Genomic DNA, 24,563 nt, shown 5'->3' on the forward strand with positions numbered 1-24,563 from the left:
TGGTTCCCAGGACCGAGGGCCCCGTTCCCCGGCCCGGATCGAGATGTTCGGGATACCCTCGGCGAATTTACCGCCGGACCGGTCACTCGGCCCCATCCGGGGGCTCGTCGTCGAGCCTCGTTCGCGGCCCGTCTCGCGTTTCGGCACCCGCAGCGTAACGGCCGAAGGCCGAAGTCGCGGGTGCCGAAACGCGAGACCCGAAAGGGCCGCGAACACGGCCGCGCGAACGCGCGGCCCAATTAACGCGGTATGGGGATCGGGATGGGGATGGGGGGCAGGAACGGCGGCGGTGGCAGGCCCGGGATGCCCGGTGGCGGTGAGGACGGGCGGCCCGGCGGCGGCGCCGAGCGCACGGTCCCGTCGCTGATGTAGATCGTCACCAGCGAGCCGGGAATTGCGGAGCCGTTGGGCGCCGATCCGGTCACCGTGCCCTTCGGTGCGGAACCGGGCTGATCCACCGCCGTGACCTTGAAACCGGCGGTGGTGAGTGCGGCCGTCGCCTCGCCGCGGGTCATCCCGACCACGTCGGGCACCTGGGCGTTGTTCGCGCCCCGAACATACTTGTCGTCCAGGGGCGGCAATGCGGGAGGGGGAAAGTTCGCTACCACGGGTTTGATGGCGCTGAACCAGGTTCTGGCGGGTTCGTTACCACCGAATAGGCCGCTGGAGTTGTTGCTGACGCAGTTGCGCAGCGGGAACGAGCAGATCTCGCCGGGGGTCGGGCTGTCGCCGTAGACGTAGACCGCGCCCGCGAGCGAATTGGTGAAACCCAGGAAGGCCGACGAGCGGTGGCTTTCGGTGGTTCCGGTCTTGGCCGACACCGGGAGGTGCCATCCGGTCACGCCCGCGGCCGCGGACGCGGTGCCGCCGCCGGCGGAGTCCTTGCTCATCGCGTTGGCGAGGGTGTTGGCCAGGCCGGGTTCGACGACCTGCTCGCAGGCCTGCTCGGTCAGCGGTACCGGCCTGCCGTCCCGGTCGATGACCTCCTGGATCGGTGAGGGCGGGCACCAGCGACCACCGGAGGCGAGGGTGGCGGCGACATTGGACAGTTCCAGGGGGTTGATGGCCACCGGGCCGAGGGTGAACGAACCCAGGTTCTGGCCCTTGATCATGTCGGCCAGGCTCTGGTTGTTCTCCAGCCCGGAGGTACCGGGCTCGGTGTAGGAGCGCATACCCAGGCGCACCGCCATATCCACGGTCGGTGTGACACCGACCGCCTGGATGAGTTTCACGAACGCGGTATTGGGCGAGGTGGCCAGGGCCTCGGTCACCGACATCGGCGATTTGTAGCGGCCCGCGTTCTCCACGCAGTAGGTGGCGGGCGGGCAGCCGGGTGCGCCGCCGTTACCCATGCCCTGGGCGTCGAATCGGCCGGGCACATCGAGCTGGGCGTTGGTGCCGAGGCCCTTCTCCATCGCGGCGGCGGTGGTGAAGAGCTTGAACACGGATCCCGCGCCGTCGCCGACCATCGAATACGGCTGCGGAAGCAGGGTTTCGTGCTCGTCCCGGTTCAGGCCGTAGGTTCGGCTGCTCGCCATGGCCAGCAGGGGATGCTTGTCCTGGCCGGGGCCGATCACCGACATCACCTCGGCGATATTGGGCAGATGCGGGTCGGCGGCCTCGGTTACGGCGCGTTTGACCGAATCCTGGACGGCGGGGTCCAGGGTGGTCTTGATCAGATAACCGCCCTTTTCGATTTGTTCCCGCGTGATTCCGGCGTTTTCCAGGTATTGCAGCGCGTAGTCGCAGAAGAAACCGCGGTCATGGGCGGCGATACAGCCGCGCGGCAGTCCCTTCGGTTCGGGGAGTACGCCGAGTGGCCGGGATTTCGCCGCCCGGAATTCCTCGGCGCGGCTGGGGATGTTCTGGATCATGGTGTCCAGCACGGTGTTTCGCCGGATCAGTACACCATCCGGATTGGTGTAGGGGTTGAGTTTGGAACTGCTCTGCACCATTCCGGCCAGCATGGCCGACTGGGCCACGTCGAGGTCCTTGGCATCGATGCCGAAGTAGGTTTGGGCGGCGTCCTGGATGCCGTAGGAGGAGTTGCCGAACGGCACCAGATTCAAGTACCTGGTAAGGATCTCGTCCTTGCTGAGTTCCTTGTCGAGGGTGAGCGCCATCCGGATCTCGCGGACCTTGCGCGCCGGGGTGGTCTCGGTGGCGGCGCGCCGTTCGGCGTCGGTTTTGGCGTCGACGAGCAGCAGGAAGTTCTTCACGTACTGCTGGTCGATCGTCGACGCACCCTGCTGGACCTCACCGCTGCTGGTATTGGTGAGGAAGGCGCGGAGCGTGCCCTGCCAGTCGACACCGTCGTGGTCGGCGAAGCGCCGGTCCTCGATGGAGACGATGGCCAGCTTCATATCGTTGGATATCCGGTCGCTGGGCACCTCGAACCGTCGCTGTTCGTATAGCCAGGCAATCGGATTCCCGGCCGCGTCGACCATGGTGGAGACCGCGGGTACGTTGCCCTCCACCAACTCCGCGGACACATTGTCGACAGCGTCGGCGGCCCGATTGGATGCGATACCGAAACCGCCGGCGATCGGGAACAACAGCCCGGCAACGAGCACGGCGGCAAGCGCACAGCTACCGGCCAGCTTCGCGAGCGAATGTGTGATCGACACGGTTCACAGCCTACGGGGTGGTCGACCGGGCTCCGCGAGCGTGTTTGGTCGGAATGTCTTACCGCAGGTTCTCGGCATATGGCCGGGTGGTCGGGCGAGTCGCGGGTAGGCGTCCGCGGGAATACGGAGTGGTGGCAGTGATGAGCGGTATCGGCGGGGCCGGGACGCGTCCGGGCCGGGGACCAGGCGAATCGAACAGAAGTAGGCACGAACGTACCAGAAAGTCACCATTCGGTCTTGCGCTCGCGGCATACCTTTACCTAGATTGAGAGCTCAGTGTGATAGAGCTAACACTCAAAGTGGAATGTGGTGCACTTCCCAGCGGGGTTGGGTTGCTGTGGGGTGTACGCGATTCCGGAGCGCCGTTGACCCGGTGTTCGGACTGCAAAGGGGCACATCAAATGCAAACGACATCCCCCGTCGCTCGATTGAACGTAGAGCAGGCCGAAGCAAGGATCGCCTGGGTTTCCCGGGCTCGATGCAAGGAAGTGGACCCCGATCAGCTGTTCGTCCGTGGCGCGGCGCAGCGCAAGGCGGCGACGATCTGCCGGCACTGCCCCGTCCTGATGGAGTGCGGAGCGGACGCCCTGGACAACCGGGTCGAGTTCGGCGTGTGGGGTGGTATGACGGAGCGGCAGCGGCGGGCGCTGCTGAAACAGCATCCGGAAGTGACCTCCTGGGCCGATTTCTTTCAGGCCCAGCGTCAGCATCAGGTGGCGATGTAACGCCGCTACCCCGTACGTGGTCGGCCGGCCGCGGAGGATGGCTCACCGGCCAGCTGATCACCGACGGCGCGCAACGCCACCAGATCGGCTACCTCGAACGGAAACGCGGTCACCGAGACGATCGGCACCCGTGGATGGGCCCTCGTGAACCGGTGCAGCAGATGCTGTTCCCGTCGCGCGGTGGTCGCCCGGTGGGCGTGGACGCGTAATACCGCGGTGGTCAGCGGATCGCACTCGGCGAGTTGGTCGGCCGCGGTGAGCGCGTGACCGGCCGGTAGCGAGCACAGCATCGGATGTGTTCGGTTGAGCACCAACCCGGCCAACGGCATACGCTCGGTGGACAGCCGGTCCACGAAGAACGAGGCCTCCCGCAGGGCGTCCGGTTCCGGAGCGGCCACCACCAGGAAATAGGTGCCCGGTTTGGACAGCATCTCGTAGGTGCGGTTGGCGCGTTCCTGGAAACCGCCGAACAATGATTCCAGTGATTGCAGGAAATTCGAGGCGTCCTTGAGCATCTGGCCGCCCACGACGGTGGACACACCCCGGACGGCCAGGCTCATGGCCCCGGTGACGAACCGGCCGACCCCGCGGCCGGGAGCCATGATGACCCGGATCATCCGCCCGTTGAGGAAATTGCCGAGCCGCTTCGGAGCGTCGAGGAAGTCCAGCGCATTACGCGAGGGCGGCGTGTCGACGACGATGAGATCCCACTCGTCGCGGGAGGCCAGCTGCCCCAGCTTCTCCATCGCCATGTATTCCTGGGTGCCGCCGAACGAGGAGGCCACCGCCTGATAGAAGGGGTTGGCGAAGATCTGCTCCGCCTTCTCCGGGGTGGTGTGGTCGAGCACCATATCGTCGAAGGTGCGCCGCATGTTCAGCATCATGGCGTGCAGTTCGCCGCGCGCCTCGGGGCCGAGCACGACCCGTTGCGGGCTGTTGCCCAGATCGGCGACGCCCAACGACTGTGCCAGCCGCCGTGCCGGATCGATGGTCAGCACCACCACTTTTCGACCCTCCTCGGCCGCCCGCAGCGCGATCGCGGCGGCGGTGGTCGTCTTGCCGACACCGCCGGAACCGCAACACACCACGATTCGGGTTTGCCTGTCGGTGATGATCGACGAGATATCCCACGGGGCGGGGCCCACGGTCGACGTGCTCATCGGACTCCCTGTTCACGCAGATAGGCGGCCAATTCGTACAGGCCGCCCAGGTCCATGCCCTCGGACAGAGTCGGCAGCGTCAGCCGGGCCACCTCGAGCTCGAGCAGCTGTAGCGCGTTCTCGTCCTGCCCTTGTAGCGTGGTCGCGTGCTCGGTGGTCTCGGTGACCAGTCCGGTGAAATCCGCGGCGGAGAGAGTGATTCCGGCGGTTTCCAGCCCGGCGCGTATCGCGGCCGTATCGAGCTCACCCGCCGCGACGCGGGTGCGCTGTTCGACGGTGAGCGGGCTCTGATCCGCGCGGTTCACGATCACACTGCCGATCCGCAGATCGGCGGCGGTCAGTTCGTGGATGGCGTCCGTGGTCTCCTGGACCGGCAGCGCCTCGAGCAGGGTGACCAGGTGGATCATCGTCCGGTCCGAATGCAGCAGCCGTGACACTCCTTCGGCCTGACCGGCGATGGGGCCGCCCTTGGCCACCTCGGCCATGGCCTTGGTGACGTCCAGGAAACCGGCGATCCGGCCGGTCGGCGGGGCGTCGACCACCACTTCGTCGTAGACGGGTACGCCCTTCGTGTCCGTCCGGGTCACGCACTCTTTGATCTTGCCGGTCAGGATGACGTCGCGCAGACCGGGCGCGATGGTGGTGACGAATTCGATCGCGCCCATCCGGCGCATGGCGCGTCCCGCGAAGCCGAGGTTGTAGAACATATCCAGGTATTCGAGGAAGGCATGCTCGATATCGAGGGCCAGCGCCACCACCTCGCCGCCATCGTCGGCGGTCGCGATCTTGGTTTCGGTGGGCGGCAGCGGTGGCCGGTCGAACAACTGGGCAATGGACTGGCGGCTCTCCACCTCGACCAGCAGTACACGACGCCCGCCCGCGGCGAGTGCCAACGCGAGTGCCGCGGCGACCGTCGACTTACCCGTGCCGCCCTTACCGGATACGTAGTGCAGCCGAGCGTTGGCCGCCCGCTCCGGCCATCCTGTTTTCAGCTCTGGTTCGGCCGAGCCCGACTCCGTCGTTGGTACTGCCACGGTCGCGAGCCTATACCGGGATGTTGTCGGGGCCCGTGAACAACCGGTTCCCGAACTGGTGCTGTATCGCACGCCACACTGCCGCGGGCGAGCCGGGGGCCACGCCCTATGCTCGGCGCATGAGCGATACGACCCAGTGGGAATACGCGACCGTGCCGTTGTTGACCCATGCGACCAAGCAGATCCTCGATCAGTGGGGTGTGGATGGCTGGGAGTTGGTGACCGTGCTGCCCGGCCCGACCGGCGAGCAGCATGTCGCCTACCTCAAGCGGCCGAAGCAGTAGGTCGGGATGTCGGATTCGGCGGTGAACGTGCCTCCTATCGACTGGCGGGCCAATCTGGAACGTCTCGGTCTGACCCTGCCCGAGGTGGCGGCGCCGGTCGCGGCCTATGTGCCCGCGGTCCGTAGCGGTTCGCATGTCTACACCTCTGGACAGCTCCCGTTCGTCTCCGGCCGGCTCTCGGCGACCGGGAAGGTCGGCGCCGAGGTCTCGTTGGAGGAGGCGGTGGCCGCGGCGCGCTGGTGCGCGCTGAACGCGCTGGCCGCCGTGCACGGCCTGGTCGGACTCGACGAGGTGGTGCGGATTGTCAAGGTGGTCGGTTTCGTCGCCTCGGCTCCGGGTTTCGTCGATCAGCCGTTGGTGATCAATGGGGCCTCGGAACTGTTGGGCGAGGTGTTCGGTCCGGCGGGCGAGCACGCGCGCTCCGCCGTCGGTGTGTTCGAATTGCCCAAGAACACTCCGGTGGAGGTCGAACTCATCGCCGAAGTGCGTTGAAAACCGGCTGTTGCCATAGTTTTTCGAAGACCGGGGTATATCGATGACGCCAACCCATCCCGCGTACGGACGGCTACGTCGGGTCACCGCGACCGCGGCGGTGCTGCTTGCGAACAATCCGGGGCAGATGACCCTCGACGGCACCAATACCTGGATTCTGCGCGTGCCGGGACGTTCGGATTGCGTGGTGGTCGACCCCGGTCCGGACCTCGACGAACATATCGCGAGCATTGTCGATGCGACCGGCGGTGATATCGCGCTGACCCTGATCACGCACCACCACCACGATCACACCGCCGGCATCGACGCCCTGGTGGAACGGACCGGGACCCCGGTGCGGGCGATGGACCCCACCTATCTGCGCGGTACGGAGGCGCCGCTGGCCGATGGCGAGGAGATCGAGGCCGCAGGCCTACGGCTCACCGTGCTGCACACCCCTGGCCACACCGACGACTCGATGAGTTTCGTATTGGACGACGCCGTGCTCACCGGGGACACCATCCTCGGCCGCGGCACCACGGTCCTGGGGTCCGCGCCCGGCGCCCTGGCCGACTACTTGCGGTCGATGGACCGGCTGGTGGAGGCAGGTGCCGGCAGGATCCTGCTGCCCGCCCACGGTACGGACCATCCCGACCTGGAACCGGTGGCCCGGTATTACATCGCGCACCGGCGGGAACGGCTCGACCAGGTCCGCGCCGCGCTGCGGGAACTCGGGCCGGACGCCGATGCCATGGCGGTGGTGCGCGTGGTGTACGCCGATGTGGACAAGAGTCTGTGGCTCGCCGCGCGCAGTTCGGTCGAGGCGCAGCTGGAGTACTTGCGCTCCGAGGGCTGAGTCGAGCATACGGCCGGGCCCGAGGATCCGACCGTATGGGTTCAACGGGCTCGGCGAGCCAGGCGCTCGGAGTCGGAGATCAGCACGCTCTTGCCCTCGAGCCGCAGCCAGCCGCGGTGGGCGAAATCGGCGAGCGCCTTGTTGACGGTCTCCCGGGACGCGCCGACGAGCTGGGCGATCTCTTCCTGGGTCAGGTCGTGAGTGACCCGCAGGGCACCGGCCTCCTGCGTGCCGAAGCGCTGTGCGAGCTGCAGCAGGGCTTTGGCGACACGGCCGGGGACATCGGTGAAGATGAGGTCGGCGAGGTTGTTGTTGGTGCGCCGCAGGCGGCGGGCGAGTACGCGCAGCAACTGTTCGGCGATCTCCGGGCGCTGATCGATCCAGGACTTGAGCGCGTCACGGTCCATGGTCACCGCGCGAACCTCGGTGACCGTGGTCGCGGTGGAGGTGCGCGGACCGGGGTCGAAGATGGACAGCTCGCCGAACATATCCGACGGTCCCATGATGGTCAGCAGATTCTCCCGGCCGTCCGGGGAACGGCGGCCCAGCTTCACCTTGCCGGCCGTGATGATGTACAGCCGATCACCCGGTTCGCCCTCGTTGAAGATGACGTGACCACGCGGGAAGTCCACGGGCTGCAGTTGCTTGGCAAGCGCCGCCACCGCGCTGGGCTCAACGCCTTGGAAGATGCCTGCTCTGGCGAGGGCCTCGTCCACGAATGTGCTCCTTAGGAAAATGGCTGTAAGTCCTGGACCGAAGCGGGTCGGCCGACAGTGCAGTCTACGCGGTTCGATGACCCCGTAGTGACAGACACCACGTTAGGCCAGAATGCCGGCCTTGGTAGTCGGGGCCCGCCCCGGGTCTGGACCGACCGGAGTGGATTCGCGTCAGCACATTCGCGGAGGAAGGGAAAAGTCGGGTCGCGAGGGCCCCGACAGCGCCACCGTGAGGTGGCGCAATCCAACACGGCGGCGCGATCCAACACCGTCAGCTGGCGCGCGCAATATCCAGATCCTGCTCGCCTTCCCGGGTACGGGTCCGCCGCCTGCGCATTCGGGCCACCGCGGCCGGCAGGCCGAGCTTGGTCAGCTCGTTCACTTCGGCGTTGCTTGCCTTGTCCAGGTACAGCTGGACTTCCTCGTCGGGTTCGAGGAGTTTGCGCAGTCGACTCTCGAACCGCTCCATGATGAGCGCGAACAGCATCAACACCACTGGGAAGAGCACCACAGCGAGAGCTTGCATGCCGAGCAGTAAACACTGTCGAGGTCTCAGATGGAATACGGGAGTAGAACTGGGAAGGCAACGTTGTCGGACCGTTCCGTATGGTGGACGGGTGCGTGTCACCCCCTCTGAAACCGCCGGGAACGAGCTTGCCGACCCCGCCGCGGCGGCTTCGGCGCGCCCGGCGACGGGTGGTGCCCCGAAACGTAAAATCCGGGCTCGACAAGCGGAAACCCGGTTGGGATTGGTGCGTCGTGCCCGGCGTATGAACCGGAAATTGGCGGTCGCATTTCCGAACGCACACTGCGAGCTGAATTTCACCACCCCGCTGGAACTCGCGGTGGCGACGATTCTGTCGGCCCAGTGCACGGATGTCCGAGTGAATATGACCACTCCGGTGCTGTTCGCCGCCTATCCGGATGCCCGTGCCTACGCCCAGGCAAACCGGGCCGAACTGGAGGAATACATCCGTCCGACCGGATTTTTTCGGAACAAGGCGAATGCGTTGATCGGCCTCGGGCAAACCCTGGTCGAGCAGTTCGACGGTGAATTACCTCACACCATGGATGAACTCGTGCGTTTGCCGGGCATCGGACGCAAAACCGCCAATGTCATCCTCGGCAACGCGTTCGGAGTACCGGGTATCACCGTCGATACCCATTTCGGCCGCCTGGTACGTCGCTGGGGCTGGACGAGCGAGAAAGACCCGGTGAAGGTCGAGCATGCGGTCGGGGCACTCGTCGAACGCAAGGAATGGACACTGCTGTCCCATCGGGTGATCTTCCACGGGCGCCGTGTCTGCCATTCGCGTAAACCTGCCTGCGGGGCCTGTGTGCTGGCCAAGGACTGTCCTTCGTACGGAGCCGGGCCGGTCGAGTTCGAAACCGCCGCCGCGTTGGTGAAGGGACCGGAGGCGGAGCATCTGCTCGAGCTGGTGGGCCGGTGAATCGGATACCGGTGCTGTGGCGGTGGGCGCTGACGGGAGTGATCGTGGTGGTGGCCGCCGCTGTCGCGTTGTGGCCGCGGGTCGGGTCCGAGACCGATGGGCCCGCAACCGCACGGCAAAGCGTGGAACGGATCGACACCGAGCTGCGGGCGGCGTCCGGGGTGGCGGAGTGCCCCCGGCCCGCGGGTTCGGCAGCGGGCGCCGGTCCGCTGTCCGGGCTGCCGTTGCGCTGTCTGGCCGATGGAGCGCCGGTGGACGAGGCCGCGGCGCTCAGGGGACGGCCCGCGGTGTTGAACCTGTGGGCGTACTGGTGTGAACCGTGCCGCACCGAACTGCCGATCCTGCAGGAGTACGCGAACCGGGCGGGACCGGCGGTCGCGGTGCTGACCGTGCACAGCGACCCCGATGAGGCGAAGGCGCTGCGACTGTTGGCTGCGCTGAACGACGAACTGCGCGGCCGCGGGCGTCCGGAATTGCGTCTACCTGGCTTACAGGATTCCGAGGCGACCGTACGGACGGCGGCGGGCGCACCCACCGCCCTGCCGATCACGGTGCTGGTGCGGCCGGACGGTTCGATCGCCGACTACGTCGCGCGCCCGTTCCGGGACGTCGGCGATATCGCCGATACCGTCACGGAAACCCTGGGAGCCACGGTATGACCGACGATTGGGTGCCGCTCTGGCTGCGCCGGGCGGCGGAGCCGGGGCATCTCGATTTCTCCGACAGCCTGGGGCGTGCCCGCGCATTGCGCAGGGCGATGGCGGTGGCCGCCGAGCCCCGGCAGGCGGCGGTGCTTGTACTCTTCGGCGGCAGCGCGGAGGCGGATCCGTCCGCACCGGGTGGACTTCCGGTGGACGCCGAGGTATTGCTGACCCAACGTGCATCCACCATGCGCCAGCATCGTGGGCAGGTGGCCTTTCCCGGTGGCGCGGTCGATCCCGCCGACACCGGGCCGATCGATACCGCGCTACGAGAGGCATATGAGGAAACGGGGCTGGATCGCGACGGTGTGCAGCCGGTCGCGGTATTGCCGAAACTGTTCGTCCCGCCGTCACGGTTCGATGTGATACCCGTGGTGGCGTACTGGCGAACGCCGAGTGAGGTGCGAGTAGTGGATCGGAGCGAGACCGAACGGGTGGTTCGGGTGCCGATGGCGGAGTTGTTGGACCCGGCGAACCGGTTCCTGGTGCGCAGCACCCTCGGCTATCAGAGCCCGGCCTTCCAGGTGGACGGCATGCTCGTCTGGGGTTTCACCGGTGGGGTGCTGGCCGGGCTCGTCGCCTCGATGGACTGGGAACGGGAATGGGACCGTTCCGATGTGCGCGATCTGGATGAGGCACTGGCGGCTGTGGGGATGTCGCTGTGAGCGCGTCGGCGTGGCTCGATATCGCGGTCGTGATACTTGCCCTGTTGGCCGCATCGTCCGGGTGGCGGCAGGGGGCTGTGGCGTCCGCGCTGGCTTTCCTCGGTGTAGTGCTGGGCGCGGTCGCCGGCATCCTGATAGCACCGCATATCCTGCTCCACATCGACGAGGGGCGCAGCCGGGTACTGGCCGGTGTGCTGCTGATCGTGTTGCTGGTCATCATCGGTGAGGTCGCCGGTATGGTGCTCGGCCGCGCCGCTCGCAGCGGTATGCGGCATCCGTTCGCGCGCGGCGCGGACAGCGCCGTGGGGGCGGTTCTACAGGCGGGCGCGGTGCTGGTGACGGCCTGGCTGCTGGCCTTGCCGCTGGCCACGTCCTCACAGCCGGCGATCGCCACGGCCATCAACGGCTCGCGGGTGCTCGCCGATGTCAACCGGGTGGCGCCGGACTGGCTGCGCCAACTGCCCAACGAGTTCTCCCAACTGCTCAACACCTCCGGTCTGCCGGACGTGATCGGGCCGTTCGGCCGGGCCCCGATCGCCGCCGTGGAGCCGCCGGACCCGAGCGTGCTGGCAAGTCCGGTCGCGGCATCGTTGCAGCAGAGTGTGCTGCGGATTCGCGGGGCGGCGCCGAGTTGCCAGCGGGCCCTGGAGGGCTCGGGTTTCGTGATCGCGCCGGAACGGGTGTTGACGAACGCGCATGTGGTCGCCGGCACCACCAGCGTCACGGTGGACACTTCCGCCGGCCCGCTGGAGGCCACCGTCGTCGAATTCGACCCGTCCACGGATGTGGCAGTGCTCGCCGTGCCGGGGCTCACCGCGCCCGTGATCCCGCAGGCGCCCGAACCGGCCCGTTCCGGCGAAAGCGCCATCGTGCTCGGTTACCCCGGTGGCGGCCGGTACACGGCCAGCGCGGCCCGGGTGCGGGAGGTGCTCGATCTCACCGGTCCCACCATCTACCGGGACGGCACGGTCGAACGCGAGGTCTACACCGTCCGCGGGCAGGTGCGGGCGGGTAATTCGGGCGGCCCGCTGGTCGACGCCGAAGGACAGGTGCTGGGTGTGGTGTTCGGTGCCGCCGTCACCGACGACGACACCGGATATGTGCTCACTCTGCGCGAGGTCCACCGGCGTATCGACGGCGCGCCGGCGGCCGTCACACCGGTGGCCACCGGGCCCTGTGTGCTGAGCTGAACCGGCGTGCCGGGTCGGTTCAGGAGGTCAGCAGTTTGGCCAGCTCGGCGGTCACCACTTCCGGATTCTCCTGATGCGCGAAATGCCCGGCCCCTGGGATGGTGACCACTCGGCGGTTCGGGTAGAGATGAGCGTTCTGGTCGACGGTGTCGGCCAGGACGTACCGGTCCAGCGCGCCGCGCACCGACAGCACCGGAATGTCGATGGGTCGGCGCATGATCGCCATGAAACGGTGGCCGTCCGGGCGCCACTGGCTGCGGAAGGCCCAACGCTGATATTCCAGGGCGCAATGCGCCGCTCCGGGGATCTGGATGGCCGAACGCATACGGCGTGCGGTGTCGACGAATTCTGCCGTACCCGACCAGGCGTATGAGCTGCGTCGCCGGAGCAGCCGTTCCACCTCCGCCCCGTCGCACCGGGTGAGCCGGTGCTCCGGGTGGCGGGGGAGCTGATAGCGCAGGAAATTGGGGAGCCAGGCCCGACGCTGGGAGCCGTTGCGCAAGACCGCGTGCTTCAGCGCCGCCGGATGCGGGGAGCCGATCAGCCCGATGGATCGCACCAGACGTGGATGCAGCACGGCCGTCGCCCAGCACACCAGGCCGCCGTCGGCATGTCCGATGAGGGTGGCGTCGGCGTGGCCGAGGGCGCGGATCAGGCCTGCGATATCGCCGGCCAGGGTCCAGCCGTCGTAGCCGCGGGGCGGTTTGTCGCTGTCGCCGTACCCGCGCAGATCGACCGCGACTACACGGTGACCGAGCTCGGCCAGGTCCGGTAGCTGGTGCCGCCAAGACCACCAGAAGTCCGCGAAGCCGTGCAGCAGCACGACCAGCGGCGCGTCCACCCGGTCGGGGTCGGCGGCCGCCATATGCAGTCGGATGCCGTTGGCGTGCACATCGCGGTGTGTCCACGGGCCGTCGTATCGGACGCTGGACGGATCCGGTGGAAAGTTCGACGCCACGACATCCGAGCGTAGTAAACGCCCGGTCGTCCGCCGTGCTTACCCCGATTCAGTGGGTGGGCTTGTCCAACTGCAGCGAGGCCGGCTCGTCGTGCCGCTCGTGGTTGCCGAAGCCGCTGGGCAGTACGGTGCGCGTCTGTTTGAGCGAATCGATGGTCCGCTCGGGTGCGCGCAGCTTCTTCACCTTGCGGTAGCCCAGGAACGCCAGTGCCGCGGTGGCCAGAATCATCAGCCCGAAGACGATCCAGAACGCGGCCCAGCGGTACAGCCAGACGTCGAGGGTTTCGGCGACCGCGAAGAAGAAGAAGAAACTGCTGAACAGCAGGACGGTCAGTGCGGCGATGAAGTAGACGCTGCCCTGCAGCCCTTTTTTGATCTCGCCGGTGACTTCGGCCTTGGCCAGTTCGACTTCGGCGCGCACCAGTGTGGAGACCTGTTCGGCGGCGTCGCGGACCAAGCTGCCGAAGCTGGCCGAGGCATGCGGGTCGATATCGGACAGCGGAATCGAGGTGACCGAGTGTCCGCCTCGCGCATCGGTTCCGTTACCGCCCTGTGTGACACTCACTTGGTCGACCCTTCTCCCTGTCCCGGCCCTGCTCGGCCTTGCTGTTCTGGTTCTAGCGCATCCGTATCCCGCCGTGCTCGGTGGACACGCCCACGCCGCAACAGTAGCGCCGAACCGGCCAGTGACGCGGCCATGGACGTCACCAGCACTGCCGCCTTGGCCAATTCGGCTGCTTCGGTGTTGTCGTGCAGCGCGAGTTCTGCCACGAGCAGGCTAACGGTGAACCCGATCGCGCCGAGCACCGACAGTGCGAACATATCGCGGTAGTCGAGGTGTGCGGGCCGTTTGGCGATCCCCGATCGGACTGCCATCCAACTGATTCCGAAAATGCCTGTGGTCTTGCCGATGAGCAGACCGAGAATGATCGCCAAGGAGAGCCGGTCGGTGAACAGCCGACCGAGGACTTGGCCGTTCATGGGGACACCGGAGGCGAACAGCGCGAACAGCGGAACGCACACTCCCGCCGAGAGCGGCTGGAATCTGTGCTCCCACCGGGCTGCGGGCGCCTCGTCCTCATCCGGGTCGGGGTGCACCCTGGTCAGCAGGCCGACCGCGACGCCGGCCAGTGTGGGATGGATTCCGGTTTCGTGCAATGCGTACCACGCCACCAGTGCCAAGGGCAGATAGATCAGGGGGGAACGCAGTCGTTTGCGCTGGGCCAGCCACCATGCGGCGCAGCAGGCGATCGCGGTGAGCAGCCACAGCAGCGCGAGGCCGGTGGTGAACAGGACCGCGATCAGGATGATCGCCAGTAGGTCGTCGACCACCGCGAGGCTGAGTAGGAACACCCGGGCCCCGGCTGGGATCCGAGAACCGGTCATGGCCAGTACCGCCAGGGCGAAGGCGATATCGGTGGCCACCGGGATGGCCCAGCCGCGGTCCATGCCGTCGATACCGAATCCGACGCAGAAGGCGATGACCGCCGGGGTCACCACCCCGCCGACCGCCGCGATGATCGGCAGTAGGGCGCGTTTGCGGTCGGCGAGTTCGCCGATGACGAGTTCGCGTTTGAGTTCCAGCCCGACTACGAAGAAGAAGACCGCGAGCAGCCCGTCCTTCACCCAGTCGGCGAGGGTGAGTTCCAGATGCAGCGGGGGTATGGCGAGTACGGTCTCGGTCATCGTCACGTAGTTCGACGCCCAGGGCGAGTTGGCCCATAGCAGTGCCACCGCGGCGGCGATCAGCAGGAGCGAGCCGCCTACCGTCTCGGTGCGCAGAAACCGGGCGAGTTCCGAGCGGGGGGTTTTCGGCACGGGCAACCTTTCGGCGGGTCGGATCACTGCCACCGCGGTCGCTCGGCGAACTCGTGGTTCCCTAGAGTCGTACGACCACGCGCCGACCAGACTTCCCGGCACACCGTAAGCGATTCTAACGGCCCACCAGTAGAGGAGACCAATTGGTATGAAAAGCTTTCGGGTCGGACCACACGGTGGTGGACCGACCCGAAAGCGGGATGACCTATGCGCGGTTCGTCCGAATCGCCTCGAAGACCTTCGGATCCACCAATGTCGAGGTATCCCCGAGCTCCCGACCCTCGGCGACATCGCGGAGCAGGCGGCGCATGATCTTGCCGCTGCGGGTCTTGGGTAATTCCGGCACCACGTGGATCTCCCGGGGCTTGGCGATCGGACCGATCTCCCGGGCCACCACACTCCTGAGCTCGTCGACCAGCGCGTCACCGGTATCGGCGGTGTCGGCGGTGAGGATGACGAAGGCGACGATGCCCTGCCCGGTGGTCTCGTCGCCGGCGCCCACCACCGCGGCCTCCGCTACGCCGGCGTGTCCGACCAGTGCGGATTCGACCTCGGCGGTGGAGATCCGATGGCCGGAGACATTCATGACATCGTCGACGCGGCCGAGTACCCACAGGTCGCCGTCGGTGTCGAGTCTGGCGCCGTCACCGGCGAAGTACCAGCCCTGCTCGGCGTACCGGGCCCAATAGGTGGCCTTGTAGCGTTCCATATCGCCCCAGATACCGCGCAGCATCGCCGGCCAGGGCTTGTCCAGAACGAGATAGCCGTTGGCCTCGGTCTCCCCGAGCTCGACCCGATTGCCCTCTTCATCGACAACCCGCGCGGAGATACCGGGCAGCGGGGTCATGGCCGCGCCCGGTTTGGCGGCGGTGACTCCCGGCAGCGGGGAGATCATGATGGCTCCGGTCTCGGTCTGCCACCAGGTGTCGACGACGGGCGCGCTGTTCGCGCCGACCACCTCGCGGTACCAGCGCCAGGCCTCCGGGTTGATGGGTTCGCCCACCGAGCCGAGCACTCGGATGCTGGACAGGTCGTGCGAGTCCGGAATCTCCCGGCCCCACTTCATGAAGGTGCGCACCAGCGTCGGGGCGGTGTAGTAGATGCTGACGCCGTACTTCTCGATGATCTGCCAGTGCCGGTGCTCGTCGGGGAAGTTCGGGGTCCCCTCGTAGACGACCTGGGTGACGCGGTTGGAGAGTGGACCGTAGACGATATAGCTGTGCCCGGTGACCCAGCCGATATCGGCGGTGCACCAGTAGACGTCGCGCCCGGGTTTGTGATCGAAGGCCACGTGGTGGGTGTAGGAGACCTGGGTCAGGAACCCACCGCTGGTGTGCAGGATTCCCTTCGGCTTTCCGGTGGTGCCCGAGGTGTAGAGGATGAACAGCGGGTGCTCGGCGTCGAAGGGTTGGGCCTCGTGCTTCGGGTCGGCGGTGGCCACGGTCTCGTGCCACCACAGGTCGCGGCCCTCGGTCCAGGGAACCTCGATATCGGTCCGGCGGACCACCAGCACGTGTTCGATGCCGGCCGGCACATCGCCGTGCGCGTAGAGCGCCTCGTCCACGGCCTCCTTGAGTGGAGCGGCCTTACCGCGGCGCCACTGGCCGTCGGTGGTGATGACCAGACGCGCGCCGGCGTCGTCGATGCGCTGCCGCAACGCGGCCGGAGAGAAGCCCGCGAACACCAGTGAATGCGGCAGGCCCAGCCGCGCGCAGGCCAACATGGCGACGATGGCCTCGGGGATCATCGGCATGTAGATCGCGACCCGGTCGCCTGCGACGAGTCCGAGTTCGGTGAGATAGTTCGCCGCCCGGCCCACCTCGTCGAGCAATTCGGCGTAGGTGATGGACCGGGAGTCGCCTGGTTCGCCCTCGAAATGGATGGCCACCTGGTCACCGTGTCCGTCGAGGACATGGCGGTCCACGCAGTTGTAGGCGACGTTCAACTCGCCGCCGATGAACCATTTCACGACCGGAGCCTGCGACCAGTCCAGCACCCGGGTCCACGGGCGGTGCCAGTGCAACCGCCCGGCCTGCTCCGCCCAGAACGCCTCACGATCCTGCTCGGCACGCTGATAGATACCGGCGTCGGCGTTCGCGGCAGCCGCGAACGCCGACGCCGGAGGGTAAGAACCCGGGTGTGGGCCGGTTTCGGTCATCTCTTGACGTCCTTTCGGTCCCGGAGGACCGGAATTCCTGCCACGCGGCCTTGCCGCGTCTCGGTGGGTTCCTGCTTCATTACGGATTGCCTCCACGTTTACAGGACTTATACCCGCTCCACAGGCGTTTAGCCTCTCGTCGCGCCCCGCCGCGAGGACGCCGACAACGTATCAGAGGCGCAACCCGCCTGAGCACGGGTTTGCGTGTATGCGCCATAGCGGATGGGACGTGTATGCGCCATAGCGGATGGGAAAGGCCGCGTGCAATTCGGCGCACCACCGGACAAGTCATGAGCGCGGTGGTTATGGTCGGACGATCAACTCTTCGCGGTACGAGACGGGGGTACAGGTGCGGGGCGCGTGGACGGTGACTCGGATCGTCGGCCTGGTTCTGTTACTGGTATGCGCTGCCGCCCTGCCTGCCTGCACGGTGACCTCGGCGCTCGGCGAGTCCATCGCGGTCAACGGTTCCGAACCGCAGAACCCGCTGGTGCCGTCCAATACCAACGAGAACGGCGGCGGTCGCATCGTGGACCGGCTGTTCGCCGGGTTGCGCCGTATCGACGCCGATGGTGACCTGCACGACGAGGTGGCCGAGTCCATCGAGACCACCGACCGGCAGCACTATCGGATAAGACTGAAAGCGGGATGGACATTCAGCGACGGTTCCCCGGTTACCGCGCATTCGTTCGTGGACGCCTGGAACTACGGCGCGCTGATCACCCACGCGCAGCTGCAGAGCTACACCTACGCGCCCATCGTCGGCTTCGACGATGTCCAGGCGGATCCGCCACGTGCGCAAACGATGTCGGGCCTGCGGGTGATCGACGATCTCACCTTCACCGTGGACCTGTTGGCTCCCACCATCGATTTCCGAACCCGGCTGGCATACGCTCCGTACTATCCGCTGCCCGAGGCGGCGTTCCGGGATATGGAGGCGTTCGGACAACACCCCATCGGCAACGGCCCCTATCGTTTCGCCGACGGCGACGCCTGGCAGCACGACGTGAAACTGGACCTGGTGCCCAACGAGACCTATCACGGTGGCCGTCCGGCCCGGAACAAGGGTCTCACCTTCATCTTCTACTCCGATTTCGAGGCGGCCTACTCGGATCTGCTCGCCGGTAATCTGGACGTGCTCGACACCGTTCCGGCGAGCGCGCTGACCATCGTGGACGCCGATCTCGGCGACCGGGTCGCCCAGGCGCCGACCGCACAGAACCAGTGGCTCGGGACCCAGCCGGGCCTACCGCATTTCGCCGGTGAGGAAGGCCGGCTGCGTAGACACGCCATATCGATGGCGATTCAGCGGCAGGCCATCGGCGACAAGATATTCCGCGGTACCCGTATACCCCCGCGCGATTTCACCTCGAGCGTGCTGCCCGGATTCGACCCGAGCCTGCCCGGCGCCGAGGTGCTCGACTACAACCCCGACGAAGCGCGCCGGCTCTGGGCGCGCGCCGACGAGATATCCCCGTGGAGCGGCCGTTTCGAGATCGCCTACAACGCCGACGGCGGTCACCAACCCTGGGTGGACGCCGTGGCCAACAGCATCAAGAACACGCTCGGAATCGATGCGGTGGGTATCGCGTACCCGACCTTCAAACAGCTGCGCGACCAGATCACCGCCCACACCGTCGGCAAGGCCTTCCGATCCGGCTGGCAGGGCGACTATCCCACCATGCTGCAGTTCCTGGAACCGAGCTTCCTGGGCAACTCGGAGACCAACGACTTCGATTACCACAGTTTCGAATTCGACTCGCTCATCACGGCGGCCGAGGCCGCGCCCACCGAGCCGGAGTCGTGGCGATTGGTCGGGCGAGCCCAACAGGTGCTGCTGCGTGATCTGCCGACCATCCCGATCTTCGGGTATGTGAATACCGCCGGCTACTCCGAGCGCGTTCGCAATGTCACCTTCGCCTGGAACGGGTTGGCCGATTTCGAGAACATTGAGCCGAAGTGAGCGGCGACCGAACGCGATTCCGGGAGACTACGAGGAGAACATATGGCGTGGTACATCGTGCGGCGGCTGCTGCAGATGGTTCCGGTGTTCTTCGGCGCGACCCTGCTGATCTACTTCCTGATCTACCGCGTCTCCGGCGGTTCGGTCGCCGCGCTCGCCGGTGAACGGACCCTGACCCCGGCATTGGAGGCGCAGCTGCGCGCCCGCTATCACCTCGACCGGCCGTTTGTGGTGCAGTATCTGTACTACCTGAAGGGAATCTTCACCCTCGACCTGGGCACCTCGTTCTCCGGGCGCTCGGTGAAAGACGAACTGGCCCGCGCGTTTCCGATCACCTTCCGGTTGGCCTTCCTGGCCGTGGTGTTCGAAACGGTGTTCGGCGTGCTCTTCGGGGTATTCGCCGGCCTGCGCAAGGGGAGACTGTTCGACTCGACCATGCTGGTGCTCAGCCTGGTGGTGATCGCGATACCGGTCTTCGTCCTGGGTTTTCTGGCCCAGTACCTCCTCGGTGTCGAATGGGGGATAGCGCCGGTCACGGTGGGCGCGAACGCGAGTTTCTCCAGACTCGTCGTACCCGCGCTGGTACTCGGCTCGCTGTCGTTCGCCTATGTACTGCGGCTGACCAGGAACGCGATCGCGGAGAACATGGACGCCGACCATGTCCGCACCGCGACCGCGAAGGGGCTGGGCCGGCGGCGAGTGGTGGTGGCGCACATCCTGCGCAATTCGCTGATCCCGGTGGTCACTTTTATCGGAGCCGACCTGGGCGCGTTGATGGGGGGAGCAATCGTCACGGAGGGCATCTTCAATATCCCCGGTATCGGCGGCACACTCTATCAGGCCGTGGTGCGGGGCGAAGCGCCGACCGTGGTCTCCTTCGTCACCGTGCTGATCGTCGTCTTCCTGCTCACCAATCTGGTGGTGGACCTGCTGTACGCGGTTCTCGATCCCCGAATCCGCTATGTCTGAACGAGGGTGTGGTCATGTCCGATGAGCGGCCCCCGGTTCGGCCGGGGCAGCAACGCTGGGTCGCCCCTCCGGATGAGGTGTCGGTTGAAGCCGTCGACCGAGTGGATATCACCGGGATACCGCGGGGACTGTGGGGGGAGGCCTGGTATGGGCTGCGGCGTAATCCGCTGTTTTCCATCTCTGTCGCGCTCATCGCGATCGTGCTGGTGCTCGCGGTGTTTCCCGGACTGTTCACCGATCAGGACCCGCGGTACTGCGTGATCGAGAACAGCCTGATGCCGCCGAACGCGCAACATTGGTTCGGATTCGACCTGCAGGGCTGTGATATCTACGCGCGCACGGTCTACGGTGCCCGTGCGTCGGTACTCACCGGGGTCGGCGCTGCCCTGCTGTTCGTGCTGATCGGCGCGACGCTGGGGGCGCTCGCCGGCTATTACGGTGGCGTACTCGATTCGGTCATCTCGCGTATCTCGGAGATCGTCTACGCGATACCGCTCATGCTCGCGGCCATCGTGCTCATGCAACTGTCGGAGCAGCGCACCATCTGGTTGGTGATCGTCACCCTGGCCGGATTCACCTGGCCGCAGGCGGCGCGCATCGCGCGCGGGGCGGTCATCTCCGCCAAGAACAGCGAATACGCGTTGGCGGCGCGGGCGCTGGGGGTATCGCGTTTCGGTGTTCTGGTACGGCATGTGCTGCCGAACGCACTCGGGCCGGTGATCGTGGTGACCACCATCTGGCTGGGCGTCTTCGTCGTCACCGAGGCGACCCTGTCGTTCCTCGGTGTCGGGCTGCCGCCGACGGAGGTGTCGTGGGGTGCCGATATCGCCACAGGCCGACAGCAGCTGCGCGGGGGTTCGCTGATCCTCTTCTACCCCGCGACCGCGCTGGCGCTGACCGTACTCGGGTTCATCATGCTCGGCGATGCGCTGAGTGACGCCCTCGACCCCACATCCCGCAGGAGGCGCCCATGAGCGGCCGACCGACGGCAGCCGATCCCGCCGGCCCGCTCTTGGAGGTCCGGGATCTGCGTATCGCTTTCGGCGAGGGTGCGGATCGGGTCGACGCGGTCCGCGGTGTCGACCTGACCGTCTATCGGGGGCAGACCGTGGCCGTCGTGGGGGAGAGCGGATCCGGTAAATCGACCACCGCCCACGCGATCATCGGCCTGCTGCCGCGCGGGGGACGAGTGGTGTCCGGAAGCGTCCGTTTCGACGACCGCGAACTGACCGAGGCGCCTCGGGCGCAGCTGGTGCGGCTGCGGGGCACCGGGATCGGTTTCGTGCCGCAGGATCCGATGTCGAACCTGAACCCGGTGTGGAAGATCGGTTTCCAGCTCCGGGAAACGCTCGCCGCGAGTGGCATCGCCCGCGGTAGAGCGGCCCAGGAGCGCGCCGTGGAGTTGCTCGAGGCGGCCGGGATACCAGATGCCGAGCACCGGCTCGACCAATATCCGCACCAACTGTCCGGCGGGCTGCGACAGCGGGTGCTGATAGCGACGGCCCTGTCCGGGCGGCCCGATCTGCTCATCGCCGACGAACCGACCTCGGCCCTGGACGTGACCGTGCAGCGGCAGATACTCGACCATATCGACAGGCTCACCACAGAGCTCGGGACCGCGATGCTGCTCATCACCCACGATCTGGGTCTGGCCGCCGAACGTGCCGAACACCTGGTTGTGATGTATCGGGGACGGGTTGTGGAATCGGGTCCCGCACCGGATCTGCTGCGCGAGCCCCGGCACGAGTACACCCGGCGGCTGGTGGAGTCGGCGCCATCGCTGACATCGGCCCGCCGGTCGACGCGGCGAAGCCGGCTATCGGTCGCCATGGGGCCGGCGGCCGAAGACGCGATGGACAGGGGTACGCCGGGTGAGGCCCCGATTCTGGAGACCGACCGGCTCGCCAAGCGATATCGGGTCCGGGGGTCGGCGCCCTGGAAGTCGACGGAACTCGTGGCGGCGGAGGGTATCTCGTTCCGACTGTGGCGCGGCACCACGACCGCCCTGGTCGGCGAATCGGGCTCCGGGAAGTCCACCATCGCCCAGCTCGTCCTGGGGTTGATACCGCCGAGCTCCGGGTCGGTCCGTTTCGACGGCAAGGACATCACACGGCTGCGGAGCGGCGAACAGCTCGGCTTTCGCCGGCGCGTTCAGCCGGTTTTCCAGAACCCGTATGGATCCCTGGACCCGATGTATTCGATTCACCGCTGCCTGCTCGAACCGCTGCGCGTCCACGGCATCGGTACCCGGGCGGAGCGGGAGACCCGGGTGCGGGAACTGCTCGACCGGGTGGCCCTGCCCAGTAGTGTGCTCGGGCGCTATCCGAACGAACTGTCGGGTGGGCAGCGGCAGCGGGTCGCCATCGCTCGCGCGCTGGCGCCGGAACCGGAGCTGCTGGTCTGCGACGAAGCCGTGTCCGCGCTCGACGTCCTCGTCCAGGCACAGATCCTGAACCTGCTCGACGAACTCCAGGATCGGCTCGGCCTGACCTACCTGTTCATCACGCACGATCTCGCCGTAGTCCGGCAGATCGCCGACGAGGTGCTCGTCATGCGGGGCGGTCATATCGTCGAGTCGGCGAGCACCGAGGAAATCTTCGACTCCCCGCGTGAGGAATACACCCGGCGGCTGCTCGCGGCCATTCCGGGACGGGACCTGCCGGCGGGCCGGCCGGGCCGGCGGCAGTAGCCTCGTACCCCGTGACCGATCCGCTGCAGCCCCTCGTCGAACTGCCCGGTGTGCGCGCGGCCGCCGACAAGGCCCGTGATGCCCTCGCCGAGGTACACCGGCACAAGGCGAACCGGCGCGGTTGGCCCACCACGGCCGCCGAGGCGGCGGTTCGGGCGGCGCGCTCGTCGGGGGCGATCGATGGCGGCAGTGCCCAGTTGCCCGCCGACGACACCCCACCCGATCCGATCCTGGCCGGTGCGCTGCGCGTAGGGCAGGCATTGGACGGTGACGGTCTGCGCAATCTGACCGGTGTGTGGCAGCGGGCGCCGTTGCAGGCGTTGGCCCGGTTGCATCTGCTCGCCGCGGCGGACCTGGTCGACGACAAGGATCGGCTGGGCCGTCCGCGCGCCGGTGAAGGGGTGGCCGAGCGGTTGGACCTGCTCGCGCAGACGGTGCTCGGCTCATCGGCGCCGGCACCGGTAGTGGCCGCCGTTGTGCACGGCGAGCTGCTGTCCCTGCGGCCTTTCGGTTCCGCGGACGGGATCGTGGCGCGGGCGGCCGCCCGGCTGGTCACGGTGTCCAGCGGTCTGGACCCACATGCCCTCGGGGTGCCCGAGGTGTTCTGGTTGCGTCGGCGGCAGGCGTATCGGGATGCCGCCGCCGGGTTCGCCACCGGGACCGCCGAGGGAGTCGGCGGCTGGGTGATTCTGTGCTGCGGCGCGCTGGAGGACGGTGCGCGCGAGGCGATGTCGATCGCGAACACCGTAGCCGGCCGAGGGTAGCGGGCGCACACGTCGAAGCGGGCGGCGTTGTCGTTGTCGACCTCACCGCCCGCTAGCACGGATCGCCGGGGTACCAGGCGTGCTGAGTGGGTTGTGTCCACGGCCTCGGCGTTCCTCCGAGCCTTACCGCGGCTCATCCCCGCAGACTGTGCGAGGCCGTCGCCGCCGGCAAGCCGGATTTCGCAGGCCCACAACGCTTCTGCCCTTGTCGCGGCGAGCTCCGCGTGGGTTCCTGGCGTCCGTGCTGGGAAGGATGGTCGGGAGACTGAACCTTCTCTTCCGGCTCCGCCTTGGCCTTCCGTCCCTCCGTGCCTCCATTCTTACCACTGTGACTGCACTCACATCAAGGGTTCGGAAGGTATTGAATTCTTGGCGTGTCGATCGGAATTTTGTGCTTAAATCCCTGGTTGCAAGCTCACCGAAGCGGCCCCGCCGGGGTTCGGCCGCCCGGGGGCGCCCTGCGAACAGGAGCCGTCTGCGGGCTCAGCGGCGGCGCAGGAGTCGGTAGGTGAGAGCTGCCGCGACTATCGCGCTCAGGCCCAGTCCGGCAGCGGCCAGGGTTGTCGACGACGGTGCCTGGAATCGCGCCCACAGCGATACCGGATTGGAGAAGGTGAGTATCGGCCAGCCCCTGACCGCCGCCTCGCGGCGCAGATTCCGGTCGGGATTCACCGCCGTGGGGCGACCGACCACGGCGAGCATCGGCAGATCGGTGATCGAGTCGGAATAGGCGTAGCACCGGGACAGGTCGTAACCCGCCGCGGCGGCGAGCTTTTCCATCGCGGTGACCTTGCCCTCGCCGTAGCAGTAGAACTCCACCTCTCCGGTGTACTTGCCGTCCACGACGGTCATGCGGGTCGCCGCCGTGTGCGTGGCCCCCAGCGCCTCGGCGATCGGCCCGACGATCTCCTCGCCCGAGGCGGAGACGATGACCACATCGTGCCCGCGGATCTTGTGATCGGCGATCAGGTCGAGCACCTCCGCGTAGATCAGCGGCTCGACCAGTTCGTGCAGGGTCTCGGAGACGATTGTCTTCACCTGTTCGACATCCCAGCCCGTGCACATATCGGTCAGATGGGCCCGCATTCGTTCCATCTGGTCGTGATCGGCACCGGCGAGCAGGAACATGAAGTGCGCGTAGCTACTCTCCAGAACGGCCCGGCGATTGAGCAGACCCTGAGCGAAGAACGGTTTGCTGAATACGTATGCGCTCGACTTCGCGATCACCGTTTTGTCGAGATCGAAAAAGGCGGCGACGCGGCCGTTCGAGCGACTCGCGTCATTCGGAGAATCTGTCGTGTTGCCGAGGTCGGTCACAAGTCCAGGATAGGCATCGCAATTGCGCGGATCCGGCCTCCTATGAC

23 protein-coding genes are annotated in these 24,563 nt (G+C 66.9%); 13 read left to right on the top strand and 10 right to left on the bottom strand.

Translation table 11 applies throughout. The features are described from left to right. Positions 1-239: 239 nt before the first annotated feature. Positions 240-2,627 carry a penicillin-binding protein gene (locus ON20_RS01190; protein ID WP_040832955.1) on the bottom strand — a complete coding sequence of 796 codons (2,388 nt, stop codon included), beginning with the start codon at positions 2,625-2,627 and terminating at the stop codon, positions 240-242. A gap of 401 nt (positions 2,628-3,028) precedes the next feature. Here ON20_RS01190 and ON20_RS01195 point away from each other — a divergent pair, with 401 nt between their 5' ends. Then, positions 3,029-3,352: a WhiB family transcriptional regulator gene (locus tag ON20_RS01195; protein WP_040832956.1), complete on the top strand. Its 324-nt coding sequence runs from the start codon at positions 3,029-3,031 to the stop codon at positions 3,350-3,352. Positions 3,353-3,357: 5 nt separating this feature from the next. Here the strand turns inward: ON20_RS01195 and bagB are convergent, their stop codons facing one another. Together bagB and bagA are read right to left on the bottom strand one after the other, a co-directional pair. Further along, positions 3,358-4,512: an ATPase BagB gene (bagB, locus tag ON20_RS01200; protein WP_040832957.1), complete on the bottom strand. Its 1,155-nt coding sequence runs from the start codon at positions 4,510-4,512 to the stop codon at positions 3,358-3,360. Further along, complete coding sequence (gene bagA / locus ON20_RS01205) at positions 4,509-5,546, bottom strand: ATPase BagA (protein ID WP_040832958.1); 1,038 nt, start codon at positions 5,544-5,546, stop codon at positions 4,509-4,511. The genes bagB and bagA overlap by 4 nt, the downstream gene beginning before the upstream one ends. A 119-nt stretch (positions 5,547-5,665) precedes the next feature. Between bagA and sp36 the strand changes: the two genes are divergently transcribed. From sp36 to ON20_RS01220, 3 genes are read left to right on the top strand one after another with little or no spacing between them, the layout of a single operon-like run. Next, positions 5,666-5,830: a Sp36 family protein gene (gene sp36 / locus ON20_RS35570; RefSeq protein ID WP_086008890.1), complete on the top strand. Its 165-nt coding sequence runs from the start codon at positions 5,666-5,668 to the stop codon at positions 5,828-5,830. A 6-nt stretch (positions 5,831-5,836) separates the two neighbouring features. Continuing rightward, on the top strand, positions 5,837-6,322 hold the full coding sequence (locus tag ON20_RS01215; protein ID WP_174361839.1) for a RidA family protein: 486 nt from the start codon (positions 5,837-5,839) through the stop codon (positions 6,320-6,322). 43 nt (positions 6,323-6,365) lie between these two features. Continuing rightward, on the top strand, positions 6,366-7,157 hold the full coding sequence (locus tag ON20_RS01220) for an MBL fold metallo-hydrolase (protein ID WP_040832960.1): 792 nt from the start codon (positions 6,366-6,368) through the stop codon (positions 7,155-7,157). Between the two features lie 41 nt (positions 7,158-7,198). Here the strand turns inward: ON20_RS01220 and ON20_RS01225 are convergent, their stop codons facing one another. Both ON20_RS01225 and ON20_RS01230 read right to left on the bottom strand, forming a co-directional pair. After that, the gene (locus tag ON20_RS01225) at positions 7,199-7,873 is read right to left on the bottom strand and encodes a Crp/Fnr family transcriptional regulator (protein ID WP_040788047.1); all 675 of its coding nucleotides are present in this window, start codon (positions 7,871-7,873) and stop codon (positions 7,199-7,201) included. 271 nt (positions 7,874-8,144) lie between these two features. Continuing rightward, complete coding sequence (locus ON20_RS01230) at positions 8,145-8,399, bottom strand: hypothetical protein (RefSeq protein WP_040832961.1); 255 nt, start codon at positions 8,397-8,399, stop codon at positions 8,145-8,147. A 190-nt stretch (positions 8,400-8,589) separates the two neighbouring features. Here ON20_RS01230 and nth point away from each other — a divergent pair, with 190 nt between their 5' ends. Genes nth through ON20_RS01250 form a run of 4 tightly spaced genes read left to right on the top strand, consistent with a single transcriptional unit; the run spans position 8,590 to position 11,880 of the window. After that, positions 8,590-9,324, top strand: a complete 735-nt coding sequence (gene nth, locus ON20_RS01235) for an endonuclease III (protein ID WP_040832987.1) — start codon at positions 8,590-8,592, stop codon at positions 9,322-9,324. Next, positions 9,321-9,983 carry a TlpA disulfide reductase family protein gene (locus ON20_RS01240; RefSeq protein WP_051161367.1) on the top strand — a complete coding sequence of 221 codons (663 nt, stop codon included), beginning with the start codon at positions 9,321-9,323 and terminating at the stop codon, positions 9,981-9,983. Before nth ends, ON20_RS01240 begins: the two co-directional genes overlap by 4 nt. Further along, positions 9,980-10,690, top strand: coding sequence for an NUDIX hydrolase (locus tag ON20_RS01245; RefSeq protein WP_040832962.1), 711 nt, complete (start codon positions 9,980-9,982; stop codon positions 10,688-10,690). The genes ON20_RS01240 and ON20_RS01245 overlap by 4 nt, the downstream gene beginning before the upstream one ends. Continuing rightward, entirely contained in the window at positions 10,687-11,880 is a 1,194-nt protein-coding gene (locus ON20_RS01250) for a MarP family serine protease (RefSeq protein ID WP_040832963.1), read from the top strand. Before ON20_RS01245 ends, ON20_RS01250 begins: the two co-directional genes overlap by 4 nt. A gap of 19 nt (positions 11,881-11,899) precedes the next feature. Here the strand turns inward: ON20_RS01250 and ON20_RS01255 are convergent, their stop codons facing one another. The 4 genes from ON20_RS01255 to acs form a co-directional block, all read right to left on the bottom strand. Further along, a complete protein-coding gene (locus tag ON20_RS01255) occupies positions 11,900-12,838 on the bottom strand; it encodes an alpha/beta fold hydrolase (RefSeq protein ID WP_040832964.1) in 939 nt (312 codons plus the stop codon). A 49-nt stretch (positions 12,839-12,887) separates the two neighbouring features. Beyond that, positions 12,888-13,403, bottom strand: a complete 516-nt coding sequence (locus ON20_RS01260; RefSeq protein WP_040832965.1) for a phage holin family protein — start codon at positions 13,401-13,403, stop codon at positions 12,888-12,890. Then, positions 13,400-14,656 carry a Na+/H+ antiporter NhaA gene (gene nhaA, locus ON20_RS01265; RefSeq protein ID WP_040832966.1) on the bottom strand — a complete coding sequence of 419 codons (1,257 nt, stop codon included), beginning with the start codon at positions 14,654-14,656 and terminating at the stop codon, positions 13,400-13,402. Before nhaA ends, ON20_RS01260 begins: the two co-directional genes overlap by 4 nt. Positions 14,657-14,861: 205 nt before the next feature. Then, positions 14,862-16,814, bottom strand: a complete 1,953-nt coding sequence (acs, locus tag ON20_RS01270; protein WP_040832967.1) for an acetate--CoA ligase — start codon at positions 16,812-16,814, stop codon at positions 14,862-14,864. Between the two features lie 367 nt (positions 16,815-17,181). Here acs and ON20_RS01275 point away from each other — a divergent pair, with 367 nt between their 5' ends. The 5 genes from ON20_RS01275 to ON20_RS01295 are packed head-to-tail and all read left to right on the top strand — an operon-like array spanning position 17,182 to position 23,199. Continuing rightward, positions 17,182-18,777, top strand: a complete 1,596-nt coding sequence (locus ON20_RS01275) for a peptide ABC transporter substrate-binding protein (protein WP_438803362.1) — start codon at positions 17,182-17,184, stop codon at positions 18,775-18,777. A 42-nt stretch (positions 18,778-18,819) separates the two neighbouring features. After that, a complete protein-coding gene (locus ON20_RS01280) occupies positions 18,820-19,746 on the top strand; it encodes an ABC transporter permease (RefSeq protein WP_040832968.1) in 927 nt (308 codons plus the stop codon). A 14-nt stretch (positions 19,747-19,760) separates the two neighbouring features. After that, entirely contained in the window at positions 19,761-20,720 is a 960-nt protein-coding gene (locus tag ON20_RS01285) for an ABC transporter permease (protein ID WP_040832990.1), read from the top strand. Beyond that, complete coding sequence (locus ON20_RS01290; protein WP_040832969.1) at positions 20,717-22,435, top strand: dipeptide ABC transporter ATP-binding protein; 1,719 nt, start codon at positions 20,717-20,719, stop codon at positions 22,433-22,435. Before ON20_RS01285 ends, ON20_RS01290 begins: the two co-directional genes overlap by 4 nt. An 11-nt stretch (positions 22,436-22,446) precedes the next feature. Further along, positions 22,447-23,199, top strand: a complete 753-nt coding sequence (locus ON20_RS01295; protein WP_040832970.1) for a hypothetical protein — start codon at positions 22,447-22,449, stop codon at positions 23,197-23,199. Positions 23,200-23,682: 483 nt separating this feature from the next. On the opposite strand, the gene ON20_RS01300 is transcribed toward ON20_RS01295, so the two are convergent. Further along, the gene (locus tag ON20_RS01300; RefSeq protein ID WP_040832971.1) at positions 23,683-24,516 is read right to left on the bottom strand and encodes an HAD-IB family hydrolase; all 834 of its coding nucleotides are present in this window, start codon (positions 24,514-24,516) and stop codon (positions 23,683-23,685) included. Positions 24,517-24,563 lie beyond the last annotated feature (47 nt).

The organism is Nocardia brevicatena NBRC 12119, from assembly GCF_000308495.1.
Taxonomy (GTDB): domain Bacteria; phylum Actinomycetota; class Actinomycetes; order Mycobacteriales; family Mycobacteriaceae; genus Nocardia; species Nocardia brevicatena.